Source organism: Streptomyces cinereospinus (assembly GCF_042430725.1).
Lineage (GTDB): Bacteria > Actinomycetota > Actinomycetes > Streptomycetales > Streptomycetaceae > Streptomyces > Streptomyces cinereospinus.
Window position 1 is genome coordinate 143,480 of sequence record NZ_JBHMCY010000001.1, and the last position, 23,786, is coordinate 167,265.

General features: G+C 69.7%; 22 protein-coding genes and 3 pseudogenes. 17 read left to right on the forward strand and 8 right to left on the reverse strand.

What is annotated here, in order from left to right; genetic code table 11:
• Positions 1 to 41 precede the first annotated feature (41 nt).
• Positions 42 to 1,550, forward strand: coding sequence for a glycosyltransferase family 87 protein (locus tag ACFF45_RS00630; RefSeq protein WP_381340556.1), 1,509 nt, complete (start codon positions 42 to 44; stop codon positions 1,548 to 1,550).
• Between the two features lie 108 nt (positions 1,551 to 1,658).
• On the opposite strand, the gene ACFF45_RS00635 is transcribed toward ACFF45_RS00630, so the two are convergent.
• The 3 genes from ACFF45_RS00635 to ACFF45_RS00645 all read right to left on the reverse strand — a co-directional run bounded on the left by ACFF45_RS00635 (position 1,659) and on the right by ACFF45_RS00645 (position 4,388).
• Positions 1,659 to 2,690 carry an alanine racemase gene (locus ACFF45_RS00635; protein WP_381340365.1) on the reverse strand — a complete coding sequence of 344 codons (1,032 nt, stop codon included), beginning with the start codon at positions 2,688 to 2,690 and terminating at the stop codon, positions 1,659 to 1,661.
• A gap of 74 nt (positions 2,691 to 2,764) precedes the next feature.
• Entirely contained in the window at positions 2,765 to 3,886 is a 1,122-nt protein-coding gene (gene femX, locus ACFF45_RS00640) for a peptidoglycan bridge formation glycyltransferase FemX (RefSeq protein ID WP_381340368.1), read from the reverse strand.
• Positions 3,887 to 4,076: 190 nt separating this feature from the next.
• Positions 4,077 to 4,388, reverse strand: coding sequence for a hypothetical protein (locus tag ACFF45_RS00645; RefSeq protein WP_381340371.1), 312 nt, complete (start codon positions 4,386 to 4,388; stop codon positions 4,077 to 4,079).
• Between the two features lie 262 nt (positions 4,389 to 4,650).
• On the opposite strand from ACFF45_RS00645, the gene rpsF reads away from it, so the two are divergent.
• From rpsF to rplI, 4 genes are all read left to right on the forward strand, one after another.
• Positions 4,651 to 4,941 (forward strand): 30S ribosomal protein S6, encoded by a 291-nt coding sequence (gene rpsF / locus ACFF45_RS00650; protein ID WP_003991486.1) that lies wholly within the window; start codon positions 4,651 to 4,653, stop codon positions 4,939 to 4,941.
• 77 nt (positions 4,942 to 5,018) lie between these two features.
• On the forward strand, positions 5,019 to 5,603 hold the full coding sequence (locus ACFF45_RS00655; protein WP_381340373.1) for a single-stranded DNA-binding protein: 585 nt from the start codon (positions 5,019 to 5,021) through the stop codon (positions 5,601 to 5,603).
• A gap of 57 nt (positions 5,604 to 5,660) precedes the next feature.
• A complete protein-coding gene (gene rpsR, locus ACFF45_RS00660; protein ID WP_003949403.1) occupies positions 5,661 to 5,897 on the forward strand; it encodes a 30S ribosomal protein S18 in 237 nt (78 codons plus the stop codon).
• A gap of 18 nt (positions 5,898 to 5,915) precedes the next feature.
• A complete protein-coding gene (rplI, locus tag ACFF45_RS00665; protein ID WP_381340376.1) occupies positions 5,916 to 6,362 on the forward strand; it encodes a 50S ribosomal protein L9 in 447 nt (148 codons plus the stop codon).
• Positions 6,363 to 6,535: 173 nt separating this feature from the next.
• On the opposite strand, the gene ACFF45_RS00670 is transcribed toward rplI, so the two are convergent.
• Complete coding sequence (locus ACFF45_RS00670; protein ID WP_381340379.1) at positions 6,536 to 7,873, reverse strand: MATE family efflux transporter; 1,338 nt, start codon at positions 7,871 to 7,873, stop codon at positions 6,536 to 6,538.
• Positions 7,874 to 8,332: 459 nt separating this feature from the next.
• Between ACFF45_RS00670 and dnaB the strand changes: the two genes are divergently transcribed.
• The 9 genes and pseudogenes from dnaB to ACFF45_RS00715 all read left to right on the forward strand — a co-directional run bounded on the left by dnaB (position 8,333) and on the right by ACFF45_RS00715 (position 16,659).
• Positions 8,333 to 9,811 carry a replicative DNA helicase gene (dnaB, locus tag ACFF45_RS00675; protein WP_381340381.1) on the forward strand — a complete coding sequence of 493 codons (1,479 nt, stop codon included), beginning with the start codon at positions 8,333 to 8,335 and terminating at the stop codon, positions 9,809 to 9,811.
• Positions 9,812 to 9,948: 137 nt separating this feature from the next.
• Positions 9,949 to 10,451: pseudogene (locus ACFF45_RS00680) on the forward strand (transposase); the annotation flags it as partial.
• A gap of 169 nt (positions 10,452 to 10,620) precedes the next feature.
• A pseudogene (locus tag ACFF45_RS00685) lies at positions 10,621 to 11,271 on the forward strand (ISL3 family transposase); the annotation flags it as partial.
• 123 nt (positions 11,272 to 11,394) lie between these two features.
• Positions 11,395 to 11,490: pseudogene (locus ACFF45_RS00690) on the forward strand (transposase); the annotation flags it as partial.
• A gap of 393 nt (positions 11,491 to 11,883) precedes the next feature.
• A complete protein-coding gene (locus ACFF45_RS00695) occupies positions 11,884 to 12,198 on the forward strand; it encodes a helix-turn-helix domain-containing protein (RefSeq protein ID WP_381340384.1) in 315 nt (104 codons plus the stop codon).
• 332 nt (positions 12,199 to 12,530) lie between these two features.
• Positions 12,531 to 13,124 carry a TetR/AcrR family transcriptional regulator gene (locus ACFF45_RS00700; protein WP_381340387.1) on the forward strand — a complete coding sequence of 198 codons (594 nt, stop codon included), beginning with the start codon at positions 12,531 to 12,533 and terminating at the stop codon, positions 13,122 to 13,124.
• Entirely contained in the window at positions 13,121 to 13,963 is an 843-nt protein-coding gene (locus ACFF45_RS00705; protein WP_381340390.1) for an alpha/beta fold hydrolase, read from the forward strand. The genes ACFF45_RS00700 and ACFF45_RS00705 overlap by 4 nt, the downstream gene beginning before the upstream one ends.
• A gap of 319 nt (positions 13,964 to 14,282) precedes the next feature.
• On the forward strand, positions 14,283 to 15,116 hold the full coding sequence (locus ACFF45_RS00710; RefSeq protein WP_381340393.1) for a pentapeptide repeat-containing protein: 834 nt from the start codon (positions 14,283 to 14,285) through the stop codon (positions 15,114 to 15,116).
• A gap of 157 nt (positions 15,117 to 15,273) precedes the next feature.
• Complete coding sequence (locus tag ACFF45_RS00715; protein ID WP_381340396.1) at positions 15,274 to 16,659, forward strand: serine hydrolase domain-containing protein; 1,386 nt, start codon at positions 15,274 to 15,276, stop codon at positions 16,657 to 16,659.
• A gap of 106 nt (positions 16,660 to 16,765) precedes the next feature.
• Here ACFF45_RS00715 and ACFF45_RS00720 read toward each other — a convergent pair whose 3' ends face one another.
• Positions 16,766 to 17,161, reverse strand: a complete 396-nt coding sequence (locus tag ACFF45_RS00720) for a GNAT family N-acetyltransferase (RefSeq protein ID WP_381340399.1) — start codon at positions 17,159 to 17,161, stop codon at positions 16,766 to 16,768.
• A 66-nt stretch (positions 17,162 to 17,227) separates the two neighbouring features.
• Complete coding sequence (locus tag ACFF45_RS00725; RefSeq protein WP_381340402.1) at positions 17,228 to 17,686, reverse strand: MarR family winged helix-turn-helix transcriptional regulator; 459 nt, start codon at positions 17,684 to 17,686, stop codon at positions 17,228 to 17,230.
• Positions 17,687 to 17,826: 140 nt separating this feature from the next.
• Between ACFF45_RS00725 and ACFF45_RS00730 the strand changes: the two genes are divergently transcribed.
• On the forward strand, positions 17,827 to 19,035 hold the full coding sequence (locus ACFF45_RS00730; protein ID WP_381340404.1) for an MFS transporter: 1,209 nt from the start codon (positions 17,827 to 17,829) through the stop codon (positions 19,033 to 19,035).
• A gap of 148 nt (positions 19,036 to 19,183) precedes the next feature.
• The gene (locus tag ACFF45_RS00735) at positions 19,184 to 19,606 is read left to right on the forward strand and encodes a GlcG/HbpS family heme-binding protein (RefSeq protein ID WP_381340407.1); all 423 of its coding nucleotides are present in this window, start codon (positions 19,184 to 19,186) and stop codon (positions 19,604 to 19,606) included.
• A 66-nt stretch (positions 19,607 to 19,672) separates the two neighbouring features.
• Here ACFF45_RS00735 and ACFF45_RS00740 read toward each other — a convergent pair whose 3' ends face one another.
• On the reverse strand, positions 19,673 to 20,539 hold the full coding sequence (locus ACFF45_RS00740) for a GNAT family N-acetyltransferase (RefSeq protein ID WP_381340409.1): 867 nt from the start codon (positions 20,537 to 20,539) through the stop codon (positions 19,673 to 19,675).
• A 1,223-nt stretch (positions 20,540 to 21,762) separates the two neighbouring features.
• Here ACFF45_RS00740 and ACFF45_RS00745 point away from each other — a divergent pair.
• A complete protein-coding gene (locus ACFF45_RS00745; protein WP_381340412.1) occupies positions 21,763 to 23,232 on the forward strand; it encodes a globin domain-containing protein in 1,470 nt (489 codons plus the stop codon).
• 50 nt (positions 23,233 to 23,282) lie between these two features.
• Here the strand turns inward: ACFF45_RS00745 and ACFF45_RS00750 are convergent, their stop codons facing one another.
• Positions 23,283 to 23,765, reverse strand: coding sequence for an NUDIX domain-containing protein (locus ACFF45_RS00750; RefSeq protein WP_381340414.1), 483 nt, complete (start codon positions 23,763 to 23,765; stop codon positions 23,283 to 23,285).
• Positions 23,766 to 23,786: the final 21 nt, after the last annotated feature.

The window sequence follows — 23,786 nt, forward strand, 5'->3', positions numbered from 1 at the left end:
GTGTGGCGGCCCTCGGCGTCCTCCTGGACATGTACGGCAGGATGTGGCCCATGCCCAGTGCAGAAACGACGCAAGCGAGCGCGCCCGAGCCGGACCCGGTGCGGCCCACCACGGCCGACGAGGTCGCCGCGAGCGGCAGCGAGCTGATCGGCGGTCCCCTCGGGCGGCACGCCCTGCTCGGGACGTCCTGGTGGACTCCAGTGCGGGTGATCGCACTCGTGGCGATCGGCATGTTCGCCCTCGGTCTGGTCCAGAAGGCACCCTGCTACAACGGTGCCTGGTTCTTCGGCGCCAGTTCGCAGTACACGCACGCCTGCTACTCGGACATCCCGCACCTCTACAACGGGCGCGGTTTCGCCGACGGGCTGGTGCCGTACTTCGACCGGCTCCCCGGCGACATGGAGTACCTCGAGTACCCGGTGCTGACCGGCGTGTTCATGGAGGTGGCCGCCTGGCTCACGCCCGGCACCGGCAGCATGCAGGACCAGCAGCAGTGGTACTGGATGGCCAACGCCGGGATGCTGATGGTGTGCGTGGCCGTCATCGCCGTCAGCGTGGCCCGGACGCATGCCCGGCGCCCCTGGGACGGCCTGCTGGTCGCCCTCGCGCCCGCCTTCGCGCTGACCGCCACCATCAACTGGGACCTGCTGGCGGTCGCTCTGACGGCCGCCGCGATGCTGATGTGGTCGCGGGGCCGCTCCGTGGCCTTCGGCGTGCTGCTGGGGCTCGCCACGGCCGCCAAGCTCTATCCGCTCTTCCTGCTGGGGCCGCTGCTCGTGCTGTGCTGGCGGGCCGGCAAGTGGCGGGACTTCGGCAGGGCACTGGCGGCCGCGGTCGTCGCCTGGCTGGTCGTGAACCTGCCGGTGATGCTCTTCGCCTTCGACGGCTGGTCGAAGTTCTACACGTTCAGCCAGGAGCGCGGCGTCGACTTCGGGTCCTTCTGGCTGATCCTGGTCCAGAACTCCAGTGACCCGCTCAGCACCGACACGGTCAACTCCCTCGCCATGCTGCTGATGCTGCTGTGCTGCGTCGGTGTCGCGGCACTGGCCTTCACGGCGCCGCGCCGTCCGCGCTTCGCCCAGCTGGCCTTCCTGATCGTCGCGGCGTTCATCCTCACCAACAAGGTCTACTCGCCGCAGTACGTGCTGTGGCTGGTACCGCTGGCCGCGCTGGCCCGGCCGAAGTGGCGGGACTTCCTAGTCTGGCAGGCGTGCGAGGTGACGTACTTCCTGGGGATCTGGATGTACCTCGCGTACACGACCAGCGGAGACGCGCACAAGGGACTGCCGACCGACGGCTACCACTGGGCGATCGGCGTGCACCTGCTGGGGACCCTGTACCTGTGTGCCGTCGTGGTGCGCGACATCCTCATGCCCGACCGGGACGTGGTGCGGCGCAACGGCGAGGACGATCCGTCCGGGGGCGTGCTCGACGGAGCGGAGGACGTGTTCGTCCTCGGGCCCGCCGCCCGTCCGCCGCGGCACGACGCGCAGGTCGACGGGCCTCCGGTGGAGTGGGGCAGTGAGAAGACGACCGGCGGTTCGCTCTGAGCGAACGGACCGTCGGGCCGTCGCCGGCGTGCGGAGCCGGGTCATGAGTGAGGCCGTACACGGAGTCCCGTGTACGGCCTCTCCGTCTCTCCCGGCGACGCTTCGACGTCAGCGGTCCACGAGCCGGTCGAACTGCGTGGTGGTGTGCCGCAGATGGGCCACCAGCTCGTCGCCGACCTTCGGCTCCGGGGCGTCGGCCGGCACGAACAGGATCGACACCTGCATGTGCGGCGGCTCGGCGAACCAGCGCTGCTTGCCGCCCCAGACGAACGGCGAGAGGTTCCGGTTCACCGTGGCCAGGCCGGCGCGGGCGACGCCCTTGGCGCGCGGCATGACGCCGTGCAGCGCCTTGGGGGCCTCCAGGCCCACACCGTGCGAGGTACCGCCCGCCACGACCACCAGGAAGCCGTCCGAGGCCACCTTCTGCTGCCGGTAGCCGAAACGGTCGCCCTTGGAGACCCGCGTGACGTCCAGGACCGCGCCGCGGTACTCGGTGGCGTCGTGGTCCCCCAGCCACAGCCGGGTGCCGATCCGGGCCCGGAAGCGGGTCTGCGGGAACTGCTGCCGCAGCCGGGTGAGCTCCTCGGCCTTGAGGTGGCTGACGAACATCGTGTGCAGCGGCAGCCGGGCTGCCCGCAGGCGGTCCATCCAGCCGATGACCTCCTCGACGGCGTCCGAGCCGTCGGTGCGGTCCAGCGGCAGGTGGATGGCGAAGCCCTCCAGACGGACGTTCTCGATGGCGGCGTGCAGCTGCGGCAGGTCCTGCTCGCTGATGCCGTGCCGCTTCATGGAGGACATCACCTCGATGACCACGCGGGCGCCGACGAGGCCGTACACGCCGTCGATCGACGACACCGAGCGGATGACGCGGTCGGGCAGCGGTACGGGCTCCTCGCCGCGCCGGTACGGCGTCAGCACCAGCAGGTCACCGCCGAACCAGTCCTTGATCCGCGCGGCCTCGTACGTCGTGCCCACGGCGAGGACGTCCGAGCCCAGCCGTGTGGCCTCCTCCGCGAGGCGCTCGTGTCCGAAGCCGTAGCCGTTGCCCTTGCAGACGGGGACCAGCCCCGGGAACTGCTCCTGCACGTGCTTGTGGTGCGCCCGCCAGCGCGCGGTGTCGACGTAGAGCGTGAGCGCCATGGCCGGACCTGGAACCTTTCTGGTGGCTGCGGTGTATCAGAGGTGTGGAAGCTGTCGAAGCAAACGGCCGGTGCTCAGCGGCGCGACATGTAGATGTCGAGCGCCTTGTGCAGCAGCTTGTTCAGCGGGAAGTCCCATTCGCCGAGGTACTCGGCGGCCTGCCCGCCCGTGCCGACCTTGAACTGGATCAGTCCGAACAGGTGGTCCGACTCGTCGAGCGAGTCGGAGATGCCGCGCAGGTCGTAGACGGTGGCGCCGAGCGCGTAGGCGTCGCGCAGCATCCGCCACTGCATCGCGTTCGAGGGCCGGACCTCACGGCCGATGTTGTCCGAGGCGCCGTAGGAGTACCAGACGTGCCCGCCGACGATCAGCATCGTCGCCGCGGACAGGTTCACACCGTTGTGGCGGGCGAAGTACAGCCGCATGCGGTTGGGGTCCTCGTTGTTGAGGGCCGTCCACATGCGCTGGAAGTACGCCAGCGGGCGGGGCCGGAAGTGGTCGCGTACGGCCGTGATCTCGTACAGCCGCTGCCATTCCTCCAGATCGTGGTAGCCGCCCTGGACGACCTCGACGCCGGCCTTCTCGGCCTTCTTGATGTTGCGCCGCCACAGCTGGTTGAAGTCCCTGTGGACCTCCTCCAGCGAGCGGTTCGCCAGCGGCACCTGGAAGACGTAGCGGGGCTGGACGTCACCGAAGCCGGCGCCGCCGTCCTCGCCCTGCTGCCAGCCCATCCGGCGGAGCTTGTCGGCCACCTCGAAGGCGCGCGGCTCGATGAAGTCGGCCTCGATGTCCCGCAGGCGCTTGACGTCCGGGTCCTGGATGCCCTTCTTGATGGACGCGGCCCCCCAGCGGCGGATGATCACCGGCGGACCCATCTTCACGGAGAACGCGCCCTGCTGCTTGAGGTGGGCCAGCATCGGCTGGATCCAGTCGTCGAGGTTCGGCGCGAACCAGTTGATGACCGGACCCTCGGGGAGGTAGGCGAGGTAGCGCTTGATCTTGGGCAGCTGGCGGTAGAGCACCAGACCCGCGCCGACCAGCTCGCCGGTGCGCTCGTCGAACCAGCCGAGGTTCTCCGAACGCCACTCCGCCTTGACATCAGCCCAGGCCGGGACCTGCATGTGACTCGCCGACGGCAGGCTCTGGATATAGGCCAGATGCTGCTCTCGGCTGATGGTCCTCAGGGTCAGGCTCATTCGGGGCGCTCCTCGGGCTGGTGTGTCCCCATGGGTTCAGGGGCTCCGGCTCTCGCGCCGAAGCCTACTGCGCCCCACGGGCGCCCTGACTGGGCGTGCGCATCCTTCGCCCCGGCCTGTCGCGGCCGCGGCGGCGGGCGCCGGGCCCCGACGGGATCGGCGCGGTGTCAGCGGAGCGTGGTCCGGCGGGTCAGAACAGCCCGCCGAAGAGACCCCCGTGGGCCATGCCGAGGAAGAAGCCGACGGCGGAGGCACCGAGGCCCAGCACCAGCCCGAAGCGTTCGCGGGTCGTCTCCGAGATCCACTGGCCGTACGCACCGGTGACGATCCCCGCCAGGCCGGCCCAGGAACTGATCAGATGAAGGCTGTGGAACATCGCCGTGACGAAGGCGACCACTCCGAGTACCAGGGTCACCGCCAGCAGCGCGTCCTGGGCGGGATGAGGCCTGCCGTCCGTGGCGAGCAGGGATCCGGCGGTATTGGGTCGCAATGCCTGTGCCATGGGGGCACCTCCTGCGAAAAGGCGGCGCATCGTAGCGCCATACACACCCGATGTGTACAGATTGTCGGCGCTCACGGCCGGATTTCAACCGGAAGCCGGTGTGCGGGTACTGTGTACCGTCTGCACCGGTGTCTGTTCAGGCCACGGCACGGGAGCCCGACAGGGCCCATTGTCAGTGGCGGCCGATACCGTTGCGTACGCATCACAACCCTCCTGCCACGGAACGACCGTGGCCGCTGAGTCCGAAGGAGGTGGGTTCCACATGCGTCACTACGAGGTGATGGTCATCCTCGACCCCGACGTCGAGGAGCGCGCTGTCTCCCCGCTGATCGAGAACTTCCTGTCTGTCGTCCGTGACGGCGGCGGCAAGGTCGAGAAGGTCGACACCTGGGGCCGTCGTCGTCTCGCGTACGAGATCAAGAAGAAGCCCGAGGGCATCTACTCGGTCATCGACCTGCAGGCCGAGCCTGCGGTCGTCAAGGAGCTCGACCGCCAGATGAACCTGAACGAGTCGGTCCTCCGGACCAAGGTCCTCCGCCCCGAGACCCACTGAGCTTCCGCTCAGCGATCTCGGGTTCCGAGTAGCACCACCAGCAGCCAGCAGCAGCAAACCCGCCGAGAGGTTCCCCCATGGCAGGCGAGACCGTCATCACGGTCATCGGCAATCTTGTCGACGACCCCGAGCTGCGCTTCACCCCCTCCGGTGCGGCGGTCGCGAAGTTCCGCGTCGCGTCCACGCCCCGCACCTTCGACCGTCAGACCAACGAGTGGAAGGACGGCGAGAGCCTCTTCCTGACCTGCTCGGTCTGGCGCCAGGCGGCTGAGAACGTCGCCGAGTCGCTCCAGCGAGGCATGCGCGTCGTCGTGCAGGGCCGGCTGAAGCAGCGGTCCTACGAGGACCGTGAGGGAGTCAAGCGCACGGTCTTCGAGCTGGACGTCGAGGAAGTCGGCCCCAGCCTGCGCAACGCCACGGCCAAGGTCACCAAGACCACCGGCCGCGGTGGCCAGGGCGGCTACGGCGGCGGTGGCGGCGGCCAGCAGGGCGGCGGCTGGGGCGGCGGCCCCGGTGGCGGCCAGCAGGGCGGCGGCGCCCCTGCCGACGACCCCTGGGCGACCGGCGCTCCCGCCGGTGGCGGCCAGAGCGGCGGCTGGGGCGGTGGCTCCGGCGGCAGCGGCGGCAGCGGCGGCGGCTACTCGGACGAGCCCCCCTTCTGAGCCTCGCGGCTGAGGGTGGGCCGTACCCACACTTCTTGATCACACAGGAGAAACACCATGGCGAAGCCGCCTGTGCGCAAGCCGAAGAAGAAGGTCTGCGCTTTCTGCAAGGACAAGGTCACGTACGTGGACTACAAGGACACGAACATGCTGCGGAAGTTCATTTCCGACCGCGGCAAGATCCGTGCCCGCCGCGTGACCGGCAACTGCACGCAGCACCAGCGTGACGTCGCCACGGCCGTCAAGAACAGCCGTGAGATGGCGCTGCTGCCCTACACCTCCACCGCGCGATAAGGGAAGGGTGACCGACTCATGAAGATCATCCTCACCCACGAGGTCTCCGGCCTCGGTGCCGCGGGCGACGTCGTCGACGTCAAGGACGGTTACGCTCGCAACTACCTGATCCCGCGGAAGTTCGCTATCCGCTGGACCAAGGGTGGCGAGAAGGACGTCGAGCAGATCCGTCGTGCTCGCAAGATCCACGAGATCCAGACCATCGAGCAGGCCAACCAGGTCAAGGCCCAGCTCGAGGGCGTCAAGGTTCGCCTGGCCGTCCGCTCCGGCGACGCCGGCCGTCTCTTCGGTTCCGTCACGCCGGCCGACATCGCCTCGGCGATCAAGGCTGCCGGTGGCCCCGAGGTCGACAAGCGTCGCATCGAGCTCGGCTCGCCGATCAAGACGCTGGGCGCTCACGAGACGTCCGTGCGTCTGCACCCCGAGGTTGCCGCCAAGGTCAACGTCGAGGTCATCGCTGCGTAAGCGCTGCGCTCGCTGAAGCGAGGAGTGGGGCCGCACCCTTCGGGGTGCGGCCCCACTCACTTGTTCCGGGGAGGGTCGTGCGCGGCTGTGCAGAACCCCGGGGTGTTTCACGTGAAACATCGGCGCGAGGGCGCCGGCCTGTCGGGCGCTGTTTCACGTGAAACACCACTTGCTCAGCGCGTCGCGCCGGTGACGAGCCAGCGGCCCGAGCGGGTGCGCAGCCACAGGGTCAGCATGCGGACCGTCATCATGAAGGCCATGGCCGCCCAGAGCGCGGTGAGCCCGCCACCGAGGACGGGCACCAGAAGGGCCACGGGAGTGTAGGCCGCCAGGGTGAGGAGCATCGCCCAGGCGAGGTAGGGGCCGTCGCCCGCACCCATCAGGACGCCGTCCAGGACGAAGACCACCCCGCAGATCGGCTGGGAGAGAGCCACGACCAGCAGGGCGGGCAGGGCGGTGTCCTGCACGGTGGAGTCGCTGGTGAAGAGGGGGAGAAAGGCCGGCCGGGCCACCACGACCAGTACACCGAGCGCGAGGCCGACCGAGATGCCCCACTGCACCATGCGGCGGCAGACGTCGCGGGCTCCCTGGGAGTCGCCGGCGCCCAGACAGCGTCCGATGATGGCCTGCCCCGCGATGGCGATGGCGTCGAGCGCGAAGGCCAGCAGGCTCCAGAGGGAGAGGATGATCTGGTGGGCGGCGATGTCGGCGTCGCCGAGACGGGCTGCGACGGCCGTCGCGATCATCAGGATCGTCCGGAGCGAGAGGGTGCGGACGAGCAGGGGCGCCCCGGCGTGGGCGGAAGCCTTGATCCCGGCGGCGTCCGGGCGGAGTGAGGCGTCGTGTCGCCGGGCACCGCGGACGACGACCACGAGGTAGACGGCGGCCATGCCGCACTGGGCGATCACGGTGCCCCAGGCGGAACCGGCGATGCCGAGGCCGGCGCCGTAGACGAGGCCCACGTTGAGGACGCCGTTGGCGACGAAGCCCGCCACGGCGACGTAGAGCGGCGTCCTGGTGTCCTGCAGACCGCGCAGGACGCCGGTGGCGGCGAGGACGACGAGCATGGCGGGGATGCCGAGGGACGAGATCCGCAGGTAGGTGATCGCGTAGGGGGCGGCGGTCTCTGAGGCGCCGAAGAGTTCCACGAGAAACGGTGCGGTGGGCAGGACGACGGCGATGACGCCGGCGCCGAGCAGCAGGGCCAGCCAGATGCCGTCCATGCCCTGCCGGATGGCCGCCGGGAGGTCACCGGCGCCGACCCGCCGGGCCACGGCCGCCGTGGTGGCGTAGGCGAGGAAGACGAAGACGCTGACGGCGGTCGTGAGCAGGGCCGAGGCGACGCCGAGTCCGGCGAGCTGGGCCGTGCCGAGGTGGCCGACGATCGCACTGTCGGCCAGGACGAAGAGGGGCTCGGCGACCAGCGCGCCGAAGGCCGGGACGGCCAGCGAGACGATCTCCCGATCGTGTTGTCGCCGGGTGCCCCTGAGGGTCGCGGGAGCCTGTGTCATGAGCACCAATCTAATCTTCCACAGGTAAGAGATGCAAGGTAAGTGTGCCCCTTACTGATCGTGTGGCCGTGTGTGGTGTCGGGCACTGTTCGAGGTGATCTTGAGCCGACTGGGAAAGTTTTTCTTCTGCACAGCCGGTGGACGGGAAAGGTGCAGGTCAGACGGGCTTCTCGGGGTGCGGTGCGGGCTTGTTCACAGGCCTGTCCACCGTGTCGTGCACAGGTTTCGCGGAGTTCTCCACAGCATCGGGGCCGTCGTCCACATGGCCTGTGGATAACCAGATTGGCTGACGGTGCCCGGGGGCCTAACGTGGTCCGGCGCCCGCTCCCTCCGCCGACTGTGGAAACGTCACAAAACCGACTCGTGCGAACCGGAGTTGGGCCTCTTAGTTGTCAGAGCCGTCCCGTAGAAATGAGGGGCACGGCGAGGTCCGCTCGGCGGACGGGAGGAGGTGGCTCGGTGAGCATTTCCGAGCCCTTGGACGACCCGTGGGCCGACAGCGGGCCCAGCGATCGTCTGCCCTCCCGCCGGCGTGGGGACGGCGGCGGCCGCGGCCGTGAGGAGCAGCACGAGCGCGGCCGGGACAGCGGGTCCTGGGACGGTGGGGGCGCGTCCTTCGAGCGGGTTCCGCCCCAGGACCTCAATGCCGAACAGTCCGTTCTCGGCGGCATGCTGCTGTCCAAGGACGCCATCGCGGACGTCGTGGAGATCCTCAAGGGCCACGACTTCTACAAGCCGGCGCACGAGACGATCTACCAGGCGATCCTCGACGTCTACGCCAAGGGCGAGCCGGCCGATCCCATCACGATCGCCGCCGAGCTCACCAAGCGCGGTGAGATCAACAAGGTGGGCGGCGCGTCGTACCTGCACACCCTCGTCCAGACGGTGCCGACGGCGGCGAACGCCGAGTACTACGCGGAGATCGTCCATGAACGGGCCGTGCTGCGCCGCCTCGTGGAGGCGGGCACCCGCATCACGCAGATGGGATACGCGGCCGACGACGACGTCGACGAGATCGTCAACCGCGCGCAGGCCGAGATCTACGCGGTCACCGAGCAGCGCACCAGCGAGGACTACCTGCCGCTCGGCGACATCATGGAGGGCGCGCTCGACGAGATCGAGGCGATCGGTTCACGTACCGGCGAGATGACCGGTGTGCCCACGGGCTTCACCGACTTCGACTCGCTCACCAACGGCCTGCACCCGGGCCAGATGATCGTCATCGCGGCGCGTCCCGCGATGGGCAAGTCGACGCTCGCACTGGACTTCGCCCGGGCCGCGTCGATCAGGCACAACCTGCCGAGCGTCATCTTCTCCCTGGAGATGGGGCGCAACGAGATCGCGATGCGCCTGCTGTCCGCCGAGGCGCGGGTGGCCCTGCACCACATGCGTTCCGGAACGATGACCGACGAGGACTGGACGCGGCTGGCCCGCCGGATGCCGGACGTCTCCGCGGCCCCTCTCTACATCGACGACTCCCCGAACCTGTCGATGATGGAGATCCGCGCCAAGTGCCGTCGCCTCAAGCAGCGCAACGACCTCCGGCTGGTCGTCATCGACTATCTCCAGCTGATGCAGTCCGGCGGTTCCAAGCGCGCCGAGAGCCGTCAGCAGGAGGTCTCGGACATGTCCCGGAACCTCAAGCTTCTGGCCAAGGAGCTGGAGGTCCCGGTGATCGCGCTCTCCCAGCTGAACCGTGGCCCCGAGCAGCGCACCGACAAGAAGCCGATGGTCTCCGACCTGCGTGAGTCCGGCTCCATCGAGCAGGACGCCGACATGGTCATCCTGCTGCACCGCGAGGACGCCTACGAGAAGGAGTCGCCGCGCGCGGGCGAGGCGGACCTCATCGTCGCCAAGCACCGAAATGGCCCGACCGCGACCATCACGGTCGCCTTCCAGGGCCACTACTCGCGGTTCGTGGACATGGCGCAGACCTGATCGGGAGTGTCTGATCAACGGCGGATCTGATGATCGAGGAGACGCCAGAGATGACCGGCACCGTCGTTGAGCCTGAGCCCGCTGAGCGGCCGGTCCAGGCGCCGTCGGGTACGGCGACGGACGAGCAGTTGATCGCGATGCTGGCAGACCGTGCCCGTACGGACGGGTTGCACCTGACCGGCGGGGGCGGGCTGCTGCAGATGCTGACCAAGCGGGTGCTGGAGTCCGCTCCGAAGGGCGAGATCACCGATCACCCCGGCTACGAAAAGCACGATCCGGCCGGGAAGAACAACGGCAACAGCCGCGACGGCACCCGGGCGAAAACCGTGCTGACCGGTGTCGGCCCAGTCGAGGCCAGGGTGCCCCGGGCACCGCCGGCAGCTTCGAACCGCAGATCGTCGGGAAGCGGCAGCGCCGCCTGACCGGCGTCGACGGGATGGTGCTGTCGCTGTCCGCGAAGGGCCTCACTCACGGCGAGATCTCGGCTCGTCTCGCCGAGGTCTACGGCGCTGAGGTGTCCAAGCAGACCATCTCCACCATCACCGACACAGTGATGGACGGCATGGCCGAATGGCACAACCGGCCCCTCGACCGCGTCTGCCCGGTCCTGTTCGTGGACGCCGTCCACGTGAAGATCAGGGTTCTGTCGACGATCTTGTGATCCGGGCAGCTGAGTACATTGCTCCGCCTGTTTGCGATCATGCATCGCGTGCTCTGATGATGTGCTCCTGGAGCTGTGTCCGTACCTGTCCGCATTGCTGATCGAGGAGGTCGAGCGGCGGCCGGACCAGGTGGTGCTCAGAACGCGAGTGCGGGCGACGGCCGGCTCCTGTCGGTGCGGCCAGAGTTCGGCCCGGGTGCACGGTCGGTACGTACGCAGGCTGCGTGATGTCTTTGTGGGCGGGCTCGGTGTCGTGATCGAGTTATGCGTGCGCCGCTTCCGTTGCGAGAACCCTGCCTGCACGGCGGTGACGTTCGCCGAGCAGGTCTTGGGACTGACCACCCCGCACAGTCGGCATACCCCGCTGCTGCGCGAGGTGCTGACGCAGATCGGGTTGGCCGTGGCCGGCCGGGCAGGAGCCCGACTGGCGTCCGCGGTCGGCCTCACCATAGGTAGGGACGCGCTGTTGCGGCTGGTCAGGTCCCTGCCCGAGCCGGAGATCGGCAAGGTGGAGGTCCTCGGTGTCGACGACTTCGCCTTCCGCAAGGGCCGCCACTACGGCACGGTATTGATCGACATGGCCACCCACCGGCCGCTGCACCTCTACGACGGCCGTGACGGGGAGGACCTGGCTGCCTGGCTCCGCGATCACCCCGAGGTGAAGGTCATTTGCCGGGACCGGTCCAGCGGCTACGGGGAGGGTGCTCGGGTCGGGACGCCTCAGGCCGACCAGGTCGCGGATCGCTATCACCTGTGGGCCAACCTCGGCCAGGCGGTCGAGAAGACGGTCAACACCCATCGCTCCCGCCTGGCGGAACCGCCTCCAGCACGGGCCGGCAGCCACGACACTCCCGCGGTTGAGCCCGAGGTGGTGCAGCCGCCGAAGGAGCTGAAGATCGTGGCCCGGCTGCGTGAGCAGCACGCCGGTGACGGGGGCGAAGGTGCCAAGTACTGGCTGCGTGTGTTCACCGAGCTGAAGAACCGCGGCTGCGAGGACGTTGTCATGCTCGTCCGTGACATGGCCTGGAAGGCACCCCTGGACGCCTCCCAGATCGCCTTCGAAGGCCGCCTGACCCCGAGCGACAACTGACCACCCGACAACCACGAAGGACGTCCTCGCACGCCTCCATCTCGACGAACACCCCTCACTCCAGGCGATCGCCGGCATGACCGGCTTCTGCCGCGGATTGCTGACCGATCTCGCCCGCGCATACGACATCCCGATCGCGGGCTTCCAAGGCCGCCAGCCTCGCGTGACCCACTGAACGGTCCTGGCTCTTCGAGCAGTACGTCGTCCGCCGACGGACCCTGCCCGACCTGGCCCGCGAGCAAGGCATGAGCCGCTCGAACACGGCCCGCTGGGCCCGCGTCCATGACATCCCCCTCCGTCACAGCGGAGGCGGAAGTCACCATGCCGCCCTCCGAACAGCCGAACTCGCCGTCCATCCCTGCTGTTCTGCGCAACACCGTCACCAGTCCCTACGCATGGCAGAGGATGCGTCACTTCGCGGCCGCATCGTCCTTCCCGTCGATGCATGAGGCAGCGCGAGCCCTCAGCATCCATCGGTCAACGCTGGTGAACCGGATCAACCAGCTTGAGGGAGATCTCGGACAGCCCCTTCTGGAACGGGCTACGCGCGGCAGAGCCATGAAGCTGACCCGCTTCGGCAAACGGGTGATCGCCGCGATCAATAAGATCCCTGCCGAGGAAATGACAAGGCCATGAGGCATACGTCCTCGGCCGCGACGTGAGACAGGACGAGAAGCCCCAGGTCATAGCGCGACACTCGTGCCATGCACCGCGAACATGGCGAGATGGGCCCACACCCACATGATCCCCTCCGGTCCCGCGGCGGAGCCTCCCACGAAGCCGCCCTCCGGGCGGCAGACCGGGACGGCACGAGCAACGGGCTTATCGCGTGATGCCCTGATGAGCCCACCAACCGAGGAACTGTCAGACAGCCCGCGATCCCACGGACGCCCTTATTGATTGCACCCCGATTGCTATCCTAGGACTCCTAGGTTAAAGCTAGGATCTCAAGGATCTGAGGAGGGTGCATGGTGCGGGCCGGGCTGACAGCGGAGCGAGTGACGGTCGCAGGCGCAGAGCTGGCGGACGACGTTGGGCTCGACCAGGTGACCATGTCGCAGGTGGCGCGGCGGCTGGGCGTGAAGGACGCGAGCCTCTACACGCACGTCCGCAGCCTGAAGGATCTGCGCGGGCGGATCGCGCTGCTGGCGGCGGACGAAAAGAGCATCCTTATCGCGGAGGCGACTGCCGGGCGGGCGGGCAAGGACGCGCTGGTCGCCTTTGCGAATGCCTGGCGGCAGTACGCCCACCAGCATCCGGGCCGCTACATGGCAACGCAGACCCCGATCCAGATCGACCCCGAGCTGGCCGCAAAAGCGCCCGGACCACGGCGTGCGGTCGAGTTGACCTACGGCATGCTGCGCGGCTACGGACTGGCCGAGCCGGACCTGACCGACGCCGTCCGGTTGCTGCGCAGCACGTTCCACGGGTTCGTCGCCCTGGAAGCTGCGGGCGGCTTCGCGCACGAGCGTTCGCCGCAGCGGTCCTGGACCCGCGCGCTCGACGCCCTGCACACCCTCTTGGAGCACTGGCCCCCGTCCCGAGAAGGAGCCCCCTCATGACCGACCCGACCATCGGCAGCCTGCGTGTGAACGGCGCGACCTTGCACTACGAAGTCCGAGGAGAGGGCCCGCTCCTACTGTTGATCCCCGGAGGAACGGGCGGCGCGGCATCCTTCGACGGCATCGTCGACGACCTGGCCGCCGAATACACCGTCGCGACCTACGACCCGCGCGGTATGTCCCGCAGCACGCTGGACGAACCCGACGCCGAGCAGCAAGTGGCCGAGCACGCCGATGACGCGTTCCGGATGCTGGAACTGCTGTCGCCCGGTGAGCCCGCCCGAGTATTCGGCGTCAGCTCGGGCGCGATCACCGTCCTGCACCTGCTCACCGCCCACCCCGAATGCATCGCACGCGTTGTGGTGCACGAGCCGCCGGTGGTAGAGGTCCTGCCGGACGCGGCTGAACACCGCGCACTCATCGCACGCGTGCAGGACACGTTCCGCACCCGAGGGCTCATGCCGGCCATGGCCGTGTTCGCTGCGGGCCTGAAGAAGGACGGCGACACCACCGAGCCGAAGGCCGAGCTCAAGCTTCCGCCCCAAGCAGCGGCGCGGGCCGAGCAGACGATGGCCAACCTGCCGTACTTCGTCGGTCGCATCGTGCCCGGCCTCATGTCCTACACCCCGGATATCCGTCGGCTCGAGGGGCTGTCGGACCGGCTCGTGCTCACCGGCGGCCAGGAGTCACGCGGCGAGCTGCCCTACCGCTCGGCCGCCTTCCTGGCGGAGCGTCTCGGCATGGATCTCCGGCACTTCCCTGGCGGGCACACTGGCCTGACCACGCACCCCGCCGAGTTCGGCGAGCTCCTGCGGAAGGCCTTCCGAGCCTCGATCTGAAGCGCGCTCGCCATGGCCAACTCCGCCGAAGGCGGTCGAAGGAAATGACACGATCCTGAGACTCAACCCCTACGTCACTGTCTGAGACAACCGGAGGAACAGCAGGTCACAAAGTCGCCATAGGACAGCGAACCGGAGAACCTGCAAATTGCGCAGGGCAGCGCCCGCGCGTGAAGCCGCACGATGATGAATGCCCCCCTCGGCGCCGAGAGGGCCCTTGCCCGCCCGGCGTGAGTCGGGAACGTCCGGCCCTGGGAACATGGAACTCCATTCCGAGCACGCTGAGAGGCGATGCTCGCTTGCAGCAGGAGTTCCCACGTTGCCCCAGAAGCGCGAACACCCGTTTCCCGACGCCGCCGGGCTCGGCCTGCAACCGGACTGCGGCAGCTGCTTCGCGTTGTGCTGTGTCGCTTTGCCCTTCGCGGCATCGGCGGACTTCGCGCTCGACAAGGACGCCGGCCGGCCCTGCCCGAACCTGCGAGCGGACTTCGGCTGCGGCATCCATGCGCAGCTGCGGCAGCGGGGCTTTCCGGGCTGCACCGTCTTCGACTGCTTCGGCGCGGGACAGAAGGTCTCCCAGGTCACCTTCGGCGGACAGGACTGGCGGCAGGCTCCGCGCACCGCCCGGCAGATGTTCGACGTGTTCCCCGTCATGCGGCAGCTCCATGAGCTCCTCTGGTATTTGGCCGAAGCACTGACACTGCCGTTGGCCCGCCCGATCCACGGCGACCTGCGACGCGCGCTGGACAAGACCGAACGCCTCACTGGTGGCAGCGCCCAGGAGCTCCAGGAACTGGATGTGACAGCACACCGCAGAGACGTCAACGCTCTGCTGCTGCGCACGAGCGAACTCGTGCGGGCCAAGGTCGCGGGCCGCAAGAAGGACCGCAGGGGAGCCGATCTCGTCGGGGCCAACCTCGAAGGCGCCGATCTGCGGGGAGCCAACCTCCGCGGGGCCTGCCTCATAGCTGCCGACCTCAAGCGCGCCGATCTGAGATCGGCTGATGTGATCGGTGCCGACCTGCGCGACGCCGACCTGAGCGGCGCCGACCTCACCGGCAGCATCTTCCTCACCCAGTCCCAGCTCAACGCGGCCAAGGGCGACACCGTCACCAGACTGCCGCCAGCCCTTACCCGTCCCACGCACTGGTAGCCCTTACGGTGCAGGGCTGCACGACGACTGTCACGAGCCGGGGTGCTGCGGCGTGGGCGCGTGACGGACGGGACGGAGACTCAATGTCACCGCCGCACCCAGCCGTGCACCGGGAAATGCGCTCGACGCCGGCCGTCCGGCCGGATGGACTGGGGGCATGACGACCTCTCAGGAAGAACTGCTCCCCGCCACCCGCCGGGCGTTGCTGCACCGGCTCGCCGTGGCGCAGGCCGAAGGGCGTGCCCCCTCGATGGTCGCGGCGGTCGTGCGGGACGGCCGTGCCGTGTGGCACGGGGCCCGGACGTCGGTGGACGGGCAAGTACCGGACGAGGACGTGCAGTACCGGATCGGCTCGATCACCAAGACCTTCACCGCGGTTCTGGTGCTGCGGCTGCGCGACGCGGGCCTCCTCCACCTCGGCGACCGGCTGGAGAAGCACCTGCCGGGCACCGGGGCCGGCGAGGCCACCGTCGCCGAACTGCTGGCGCACACCAGTGGGCTGGCCGCCGAGTCTCCCGGGCCCTGGTGGGAGCGCAGCCCGGGCTCGCTGCGTCCCGAGCTGGCCGACGTACTCGGTGACCAACCCTTCCTGCATCCGGCCGGGCGCCGCTTCCACTACTCGAACCCCGGCTACACACTGCTGGGCGCGCTCGTCGAGAGGCTGCGCGGTGCTCCGTGGGAGGAGGTGCTGCGGCGCGAGGTGCTCGAACCGCTGGGCCTCGACCGGACGGCCGCACAGCCGTCGGCCCCGCACGCCGGTGGCTGGGCGGTGCACCCGTGGGCCGATGTCATGCTGCCGGAACCCGCTGAGGACCTCGGACGGATGGCGCCCGCCGGTCAGCTCTGGTCCACCACGAAGGACTTGGCGCGGTTCGCCGTGTTCCTCGCTCGGGGCGACGACCGCGTGCTGAGCGCGCAGACGGTACGGGAGATGCGGGCGCCCGCGGCGCCGGCCGAGGCCGCGGACGTCGCCGGCGGGGTGGCGTACGGGCTCGGACTGCAGATCCAGCACCGGGACGGCAGGCTGCTCGTGGGCCACTCCGGTTCGCTGCCGGGGTTCCTCGCGAACCTTACCCTCAGTGTGGCGGACGACGTCGCGGCAGTGGTGCTCGCCAACTGCACCTCCGGTCCCCTGCCGGCGACGGTGGGTGCGGACCTCGTCCGCATCGTCGCCGACGCCGAGCCGCGCATTCCCGAACCGTGGCGCCCGCTGCCCGAGGTCGACCCGGCGGTGCTGGAGTTGGCGGGCCAGTGGTACTGGGGGACGTACGCCTTCGTCCTGCGTCTGACGACGGGCGGCGGGGTGTCGCTGGAGCCGTTGTCCGGGAAGGGGCGCGGGGCGCGTTTCCGGGCCCTGGAGGACGGCACCTGGATCGGGCTGGAGGGCTACTACGCCGGAGAACTGCTGCGGCCGGTACGGCGGGCGGACGGGTCCGTGAGTCATCTGGACCTCGGATCGTTCGTGTTCACGCGTCAGCCGTACGACGAGACGGCGGAAGTGCCGGGCGGAGTGGACCCGGAGGGATGGCGGGGAATCGGATAGCCCCCGCGTTGCCCGGAGAAGTGGAGAAGGGCCGTGTTTCACGTGAAACACGGCCCTTCGTGGCAGAGGGCCGGGCGGATGGTTCGGTCGCTTCTCCGAGCGGGCCTCAGAGCTGAAGCTTGAATCCGACGTGGGACGCGGTGAAGCCGAGCCGTTCGTAGAAGCGGTGGGCGTCCACACGGGAGGTGTCGGAGGCCAGCTGAACCAACTGGCAGTCCTGACGGCGGGATTCCCCGATCGCCCACTCGATGAGCTGAGTACCCAGTCCGCTCCCGCGCTCGTCGGTATGGATGCGGACGCCCTCGATGATGGACCTGGTGGCGCCTCGGCGGGAGAACCCGGGATCGAGCGAGAGCTGAAGCGTGCCGACGACACGGCCCTCACGCACGGCGACGACGAGGTGTTGGTTGGGGTCGTCGGCGAGGCGCTCCAGCGCGGCCCGGTACGGGGCCAGATCGTCCGGTGACTCGCGCCGCGCGCCCAGCGGATCGTCGGCCAGCATGCCGACGATGGCGGGAAGGTCGTCCGGGACCGCCGCCCGTACGTCGAGATCGGCCGTGCCCGCACCCTATGCGGGCACGCTCACCGACTCCACCACCCGGACCAGGGGGGCCAGTTCGGGATTCTTGGCCGCCTCGTCGAGCGCCTCGCGCAGGGCGGCGTCATTGGTCGGCCGCGCCTCCTCCAGCAGTTTCAGGCCCGCCTCGGTGACGTTGGTGTAGATGCCCCGGCGGTCGGTGGGGCACAGATAGCGCTCCAGCAGCCCACGGTCCTCCAGCCGGGTGACCAGCCGTGTGGTGGCGCTCTGGCTGAGGACGACCGCGTCGGCGACCTGCTTCATCTGCAGATGCCCGCCCTCGCCGTCGTGCTGTCGGCTGAGCACGTCGAGCAGGGAGTACTCGCGCGCGCTCAGACCGTGCCCGGCCTGCAGGGCGCGCTCGATGTGTGCCTCGATCCTCCCGTGCAGCAGGGAGAGGGCGCACCAGCCCTGGGCGAGGGCGGTGAGCGCGGGGTCCGTCGCTGTCATCGGTCTTCCTCCGTCCCGGAGCGGCTCACTCCAGGATAGAGCAGCGGTGCAATAGACGACTGTTGCGCATAACCCGCGTCTGCAATTATTGTGAACGCACGCAACGTGCCTCTGCAATCGTCTGGGAAGGTGTATCCCCCATGCCTCTCGCGCTCCTGGCCCTCGCGATCGGGGCCTTCGGAATCGGCACGACCGAGTTCGTGATCATGGGCCTGCTGCCCGAGGTCGCGTCCGGCTTCGGTGTCTCCATCCCGACAGCCGGATTCCTGGTCACCGGCTACGCGCTCGGCGTCGTGTTCGGTGCCCCGCTGATGACCGTGCTCGGCACCAAGGTCTCCCGCAAGCGGATGCTGATGATGCTCATGGGCCTGTTCGTCGTCGGCAACCTGCTCTCCGCCCTCGCCCCCGCCTTCGGCGTGATGCTCGCCGGCCGGGTGGTCGCCTCCCTGGCCCACGGCGCCTTCTTCGGCATCGGCTCAGTGGTGGCCGCAGAACTCGTCGCACCGGACCGCAAGGCCGGAGCCATCGCGATGATGTTCACCGGTCTGACCGTCGCCAACGTCGTCGGGGTGCCGCTGGGCACGCTCGTCGGGCAGTCGCTGGGCTGGCGGATCACCTTCGCCCTCGTCGCCGCGCTCGGTGTGATCGGCCTGGCCGGCATCGCCAAGCTCGTCCCCGAGACGCCCAGGCCCGAGGGTGTCCACCTGCGGCACGAACTGGCCGCCTTCAAGAACGTCCAGGTGCTGCTCGCCATGGCGATGACGGTCCTCGGCTTCGGTGGCGTCTTCGCGGCCATCACCTACATCGCGCCGATGATGACCCACGTCGCCGGCTTCGCCGAGGGTTCCGTCACCTGGCTGCTGGTCCTCTTCGGTCTCGGCATGGTCGGCGGCAACCTCGTCGGCGGCAAGTTCGCCGACCGGGCCCTGATGCCGATGCTGTACGTCTCCCTGGGCGCCCTCGCGGTCGTGCTCGCGCTCTTCTCGCTCACGGCGCACGACAAGATCCTCTCGGCCGTCAGCATCGCGCTGATCGGTGCCCTGGGCTTCGCGACCGTCCCGCCGCTGCAGAAGCGCGTCCTCGACCAGGCGCACGGGGCGCCGACCCTGGCGTCCGCGGTGAACATCGGCGCCTTCAACCTGGGCAACGCCCTCTCCGCCTGGCTCGGCGGCCTCGTCATCGCGTCCGGCCTCGGCTACACGGCCCCCAACTGGGTTGGCGCCACCCTCGCCGCGGCCGCTCTGCTGCTCGCCGTCCTCTCGGCGGCGCTGGAGCGTCGCGACCGCACTCCGAGTGCCGTCGTCGCGGCCGGCGTCCCCACTCAGGACCGGACTGCCGTCCACCACTGAGGCGCCGGACGCGGCAGGACCGTACGCCCGGCCGTACGACCACCCCGTCCCAACGCCACCCACCGAGCCGGCGTCGCACGAGTTCAGGACCGTTCGCGCGCCGCCCGGCAGCACCCCTCACCCGCCCCACACGCAGGGAGAAACCGTCATGAGCACCACCACCGCTGTCGCGCCGCTGACCATCCAGGACGCCGAGGTGCTGGTCGCCTCGGCCCGCCGGCCCGCCGAGGCCGCCGGAGCGACGGTCAGCGTCACCGTGCTGGAAGCGGGCGGACACCTGCTTGCCTTCCGGCGCGACGACCGGGCGGTGCTGATCTCCGGAGAGACCAGCACTCGTAAGGCGCATACCGCCCTCCAGTTGAACGCACCGACCGCCGGCCTCGTCGACGCGGTCAAGCCCGACGGGCCGTTCCACTCCCTGCAGACCGCGCTCGACCGGCCGCTGCTGTTCATCGCGGGTGGTCTGCCGATCCACCGTGCCGGACGGCTGATCGGTGCGATCGAAGTGGGCGGCGGCGCACCGGAGCAGGACCACGGCTTCGCCACGGCCGACGTCGAGGCGCTCGTCTGACGGCCGGTTCCCTCAGCAGGACGCCGGTTCCCCAGGGAGGCGGCGTCCTGCACCCCTTCTCCGGGTTCAGCCCGCGGCCACCGTCAGCGGGGCGAAGCGCCGGGTCCAGTCGCCCGGGAGTTCGGCCACTCCGTACGTCATCACCGCGTTGAAGGCGACCGAAGCCAGGCCGCGCTCCTTGGCCCATGCCAGCAGTTCCTCGTGCCGGACGTCGATGTCGGTGCGCAGCGGGCGATCGGTGTGGGCGGCGAGCGAGGCGATCAGGGCCTTCGCCGTCTCCGTGTCCCGGGCGATCAGCGGTCCGACGACGTGCGTGTCCATGGTGGGCCAGGCGGCCGCGTAACCGGTGATCCGGCCGTCCTCCTCGGCGACCCGTACCTGGTCGGCGAAGGCGGGCAGGCGGGTGATGATGTGCGTGCGGTCGGCGCCGAACACCTCGGCGTCCACGCGCAGGATGGTGGGAAGGTCCTCGGCGGTGGCGGGACGAGTGGCCACCTTGGGCTCGGGGCCGCCCGGCACGAAAAAGCCGCGCAGCATCTCTGCGCGGCCGGTGACCTTGAAGCCGAGTTCCTCGTAGAGCGGGCGACCGTTCGGTGTCGCGTGCAGGGTCAGTGGCGTGGTGCCCGTCGACGACACCACATGCTGCATCAACCGGCGCCCGACGCCCTGGCGAGCGTGCCGCTCGGCGACCAGCACCATGCCCACGGCTGCGAGTTCCGGGCGCTCCTGCGGTCCGTACTCGGTGACCACGCAGGCGGCCACCAGCCCTCCCTGGGGGTCGTCGATGCCGTATCCCGTTCCGGCGGTGAGGAGGAAGCCCCACTTGTGCTCCTCGCGTGGCCACCCCCGGTCCTCGGACAGGTCGGCGCAGACCTTGAGGTCGCGACGGGTCAGGCGGCGGATCGGCAGAGCGGCGAGGGAAGGAGTAGGCACGCAGGTCAGGCTGTCCGAACGGTGCCCCTGGCGTCCACCTGTTTCGGCAGAGACGTACGCCCTTTTAGTCAACTCGTGCGGTTCCGCTGGACGCACGGACGGCTGCGGGATGTTTCACGTGAAACGTCGGCGAACGGCGAGCATCCATCAGTTTCCCCGGGGGATAGTCGGTGCGCCCGTCAAGTGACGTCACCTATCGCGTAGTTGGGAAAAATGCTCCATCTCCCGCTGGTCGCAATCGTGGTGGCGGCAGGGGGGACTTGTGTGCGGGGCGGGGGCCGGTAGGGTCGACTCCGGTTCCCGCATGGGAGGCGGAACGCCTTCCTGTGGGGCCGAGAACAGGGCAAAGCAGCCTAACGGGACGGAGAGATCGAAGACCCGCGTTGTCGGTTGAACGGCCGGGCGTCCACAGGAGTGGGACGCTGCGGCGAGATCACTGCGGCTAATGTCACACTCTCTTCCTACTTGTCCGTACGCAGTAGGAGCACGTGTTGACTAAGGCTGCGGTGGCCGTGACGCCGGAGGGGGACAGCAGCCGGCTGGTGAGGAAGCAGGCATCTTCCGATTGAGGAAGTGCGCAGACCGACCGAAAGATGTTCGAGGCGAGGCACACCATGGACGCTCCGACCACCACGTCGGCCGACAACGGCACTTCGGACGGCGGGGGCGGCTGGTTCACGCCGCGCAACAAGCCGGCGCCGAACCAGGGAACCGAGCGGGAGGCCGCAGACGGCCGCCGCCAGGCCGCAGACGGCCGCCGCCTGGCCAACATGCGCCCGGTGGGCCGGGGGAGGCCGGAGAACGACCCGGGTGCGCCGACGGACGAGCCCGTAGCGCACACCACCTCGCCGGACGCGGGGGCGCACGAACACCCTCAGGACGACGAGCCGCTCGCCCGGCCTTACGTCGCGGAGGCCTTCTCCCGGCAGAGAACGGCGGACCCGGCCGCCGACAGTGCTGCGGCGCCGCAGGGACGTGGCACGGGGGCGCCTCCGAGGGGGCGGGAGGTGCCGCACGGGACCCCCGCCCCGGGTCCGCTGTCCGGTTCCCGGCCCCCGGAGCCGTACGCACGAGCACACGACCCGGAGCCGTCCGGGCTGGCGCAGCCGCCCCTGGCAGCACCGTCGGGCGCCTTCTCCGCGCCGACCGCCCACGGAGGTGCCCCCGCCGTCACCGACGACGTCGCGGCCGGCCGCGAGCGAATAAGCCGGGCGGCCCAGCCCATGCCCACGCCGCCGCAGCCCCGCACCGCACCACTGCCCCCCGAGCAGCGCACGGCGGCTGCCCCCGCCGAGGCGCCGTACGCCCCTCAGCGCGTGCCCGCCCAGCGCCGCCAGGCCCCGGCGGCGGCCCCCACCGAGCCGTCCCTCTTCCCGGCCGGCGGCCACCCGCCCGTCCGCCAGACCGCCCCTGTCGGCCCATCGGCAGCCTCTGCCCCGCACGCCGGGGCGCCCACCGCCCAGGCCGCCCCGCACGCCGGGGCGCCCACCGCCCGGACCGCCCCCCCTGCCGGGCCGTCCGCCGCCCACACCACCCCCGCCAGCGAGCCCTCCGCCGCGCCGGCCTCCCAGGAAGGCACTCCCCCGGACGCCGTCCTCATCCAGCGCACCATGGCCACGGTCACCCCCGTCGCCGACAAGGTCACCTCGTACTTCTACGCCCTGCTCTTCGTACGCCACCCGGACCTGCGCCCGCTTTTCCCCGCCGCGATGGACGCGCAGCGGGACCGCCTGCTCAAGGCGCTCCTGACCGCCGCCGAGCACATCGACAACACCGACGTGCTCGTCCCGTTCCTGCAGAATCTGGGCCGCGGCCACCGCAAGTACGGCACCCGGCCCGAGCACTACCCGGCCGTCGGCGAGTGCCTGATCGGCTCGCTGAGCAGATACGCCGAGTCCGTCTGGGACGACGAGACGGAGGCGGCCTGGGTGCGGGCCTACACGACGATCTCCCAGGTGATGATCGATGCGGCGGCGGCGGACGAGTTGCGCTCCCCGGCCTGGTGGCACGCGGAGGTCGTCTCCCACGAACTGCGCACCCCGGACATCGCGGTCGTCACCGTCCGCCCGGACCAGCCGTACCCCTTCCTCGCGGGGCAGTACACGAGCGTCGAGACACCCTGGTGGCCGCGTATATGGCGGCACTACTCCTTCGCGTCGGCGCCCCGCTCCGACGGCCTGCTCAGCTTCCATGTGAAGGCGGTCCCGGCGGGCTGGGTCTCCAACGCCCTGGTGCACCGAGCCCGCCCGGGCGACGTCCTCCGCCTCGGCCCGCCCGCCGGTTCGATGACCGTGGACCACACCACCGACAGCGGGCTTCTGTGCCTGGGCGGCGGCACGGGCATCGCGCCGATCAAGGCCCTGATCGAGGACGTCGCCGAGCACGGCGAGCGGCGGCCGGTCGAGGTGTTCTACGGCGCCCGCACCGACCACGACCTGTACGACATCGACACCATGCTCAGGCTCCAGCAGGCCCACCCCTGGCTCTCGGTGCGGGCCATCATCGACCAGCAGGCGCACCTCCAGCTCCCCGACGCCATCAGGGAGTACGGCCCCTGGAACGAGTACGACGCCTATGTGTCGGGCCCGCCCGGCATGATCCGCAGCGGGGTCGACGTCCTGCGGAACGCCGGCATCCCGCACGAGCGCATACGGCACGACTCCCTGGAGGAACTCGTCGCCTCCGGGAGCTGAACGGCCGCCTCGGCGAGCTCGGCCCCGGCCGGGTCGGCAAAGGCCGGTGCTCAGCCGAGGTCGGGCGCGTGCATGGCCCGTACCCCTTCGATGTTGCCGTCGAGATAGTGCCGCAGCGACAGCGGTACGAGGTGCACGGAGGCGATCCCGACGCGGGTGAACGGCACGCGTACGATCTCGTACTCGCCCGCGGGCTCGTCGACCTCGGGGCCGTGGCGCAGGGACGGGTCCATGGACTCGAGCCGGCAGACGAAGAAGTGCTGCACCTTCACGCCGGTCGCGCCGCCGTCCTCGCCGATGTGCTCGACGGTGTCCACGAAGCACGGCACGACGTCGGTGATCTTGGCGCCCAGTTCTTCGTACACCTCGCGGTGGAGAGCGCGGACGACGGTGGGGTCGTCGGGTTCGACCCCGCCACCGGGGGTGACCCAGTAGGGATCGACACCGGGCTTGGTGCGCTTGATCAGGATCAGGTCGTCACCGTCCAGGAGAACGGCGCGGGCGGTGCGCTTGACCACGGGTCGGACGGTCATGGGAGAAATGTGGCCCGACAG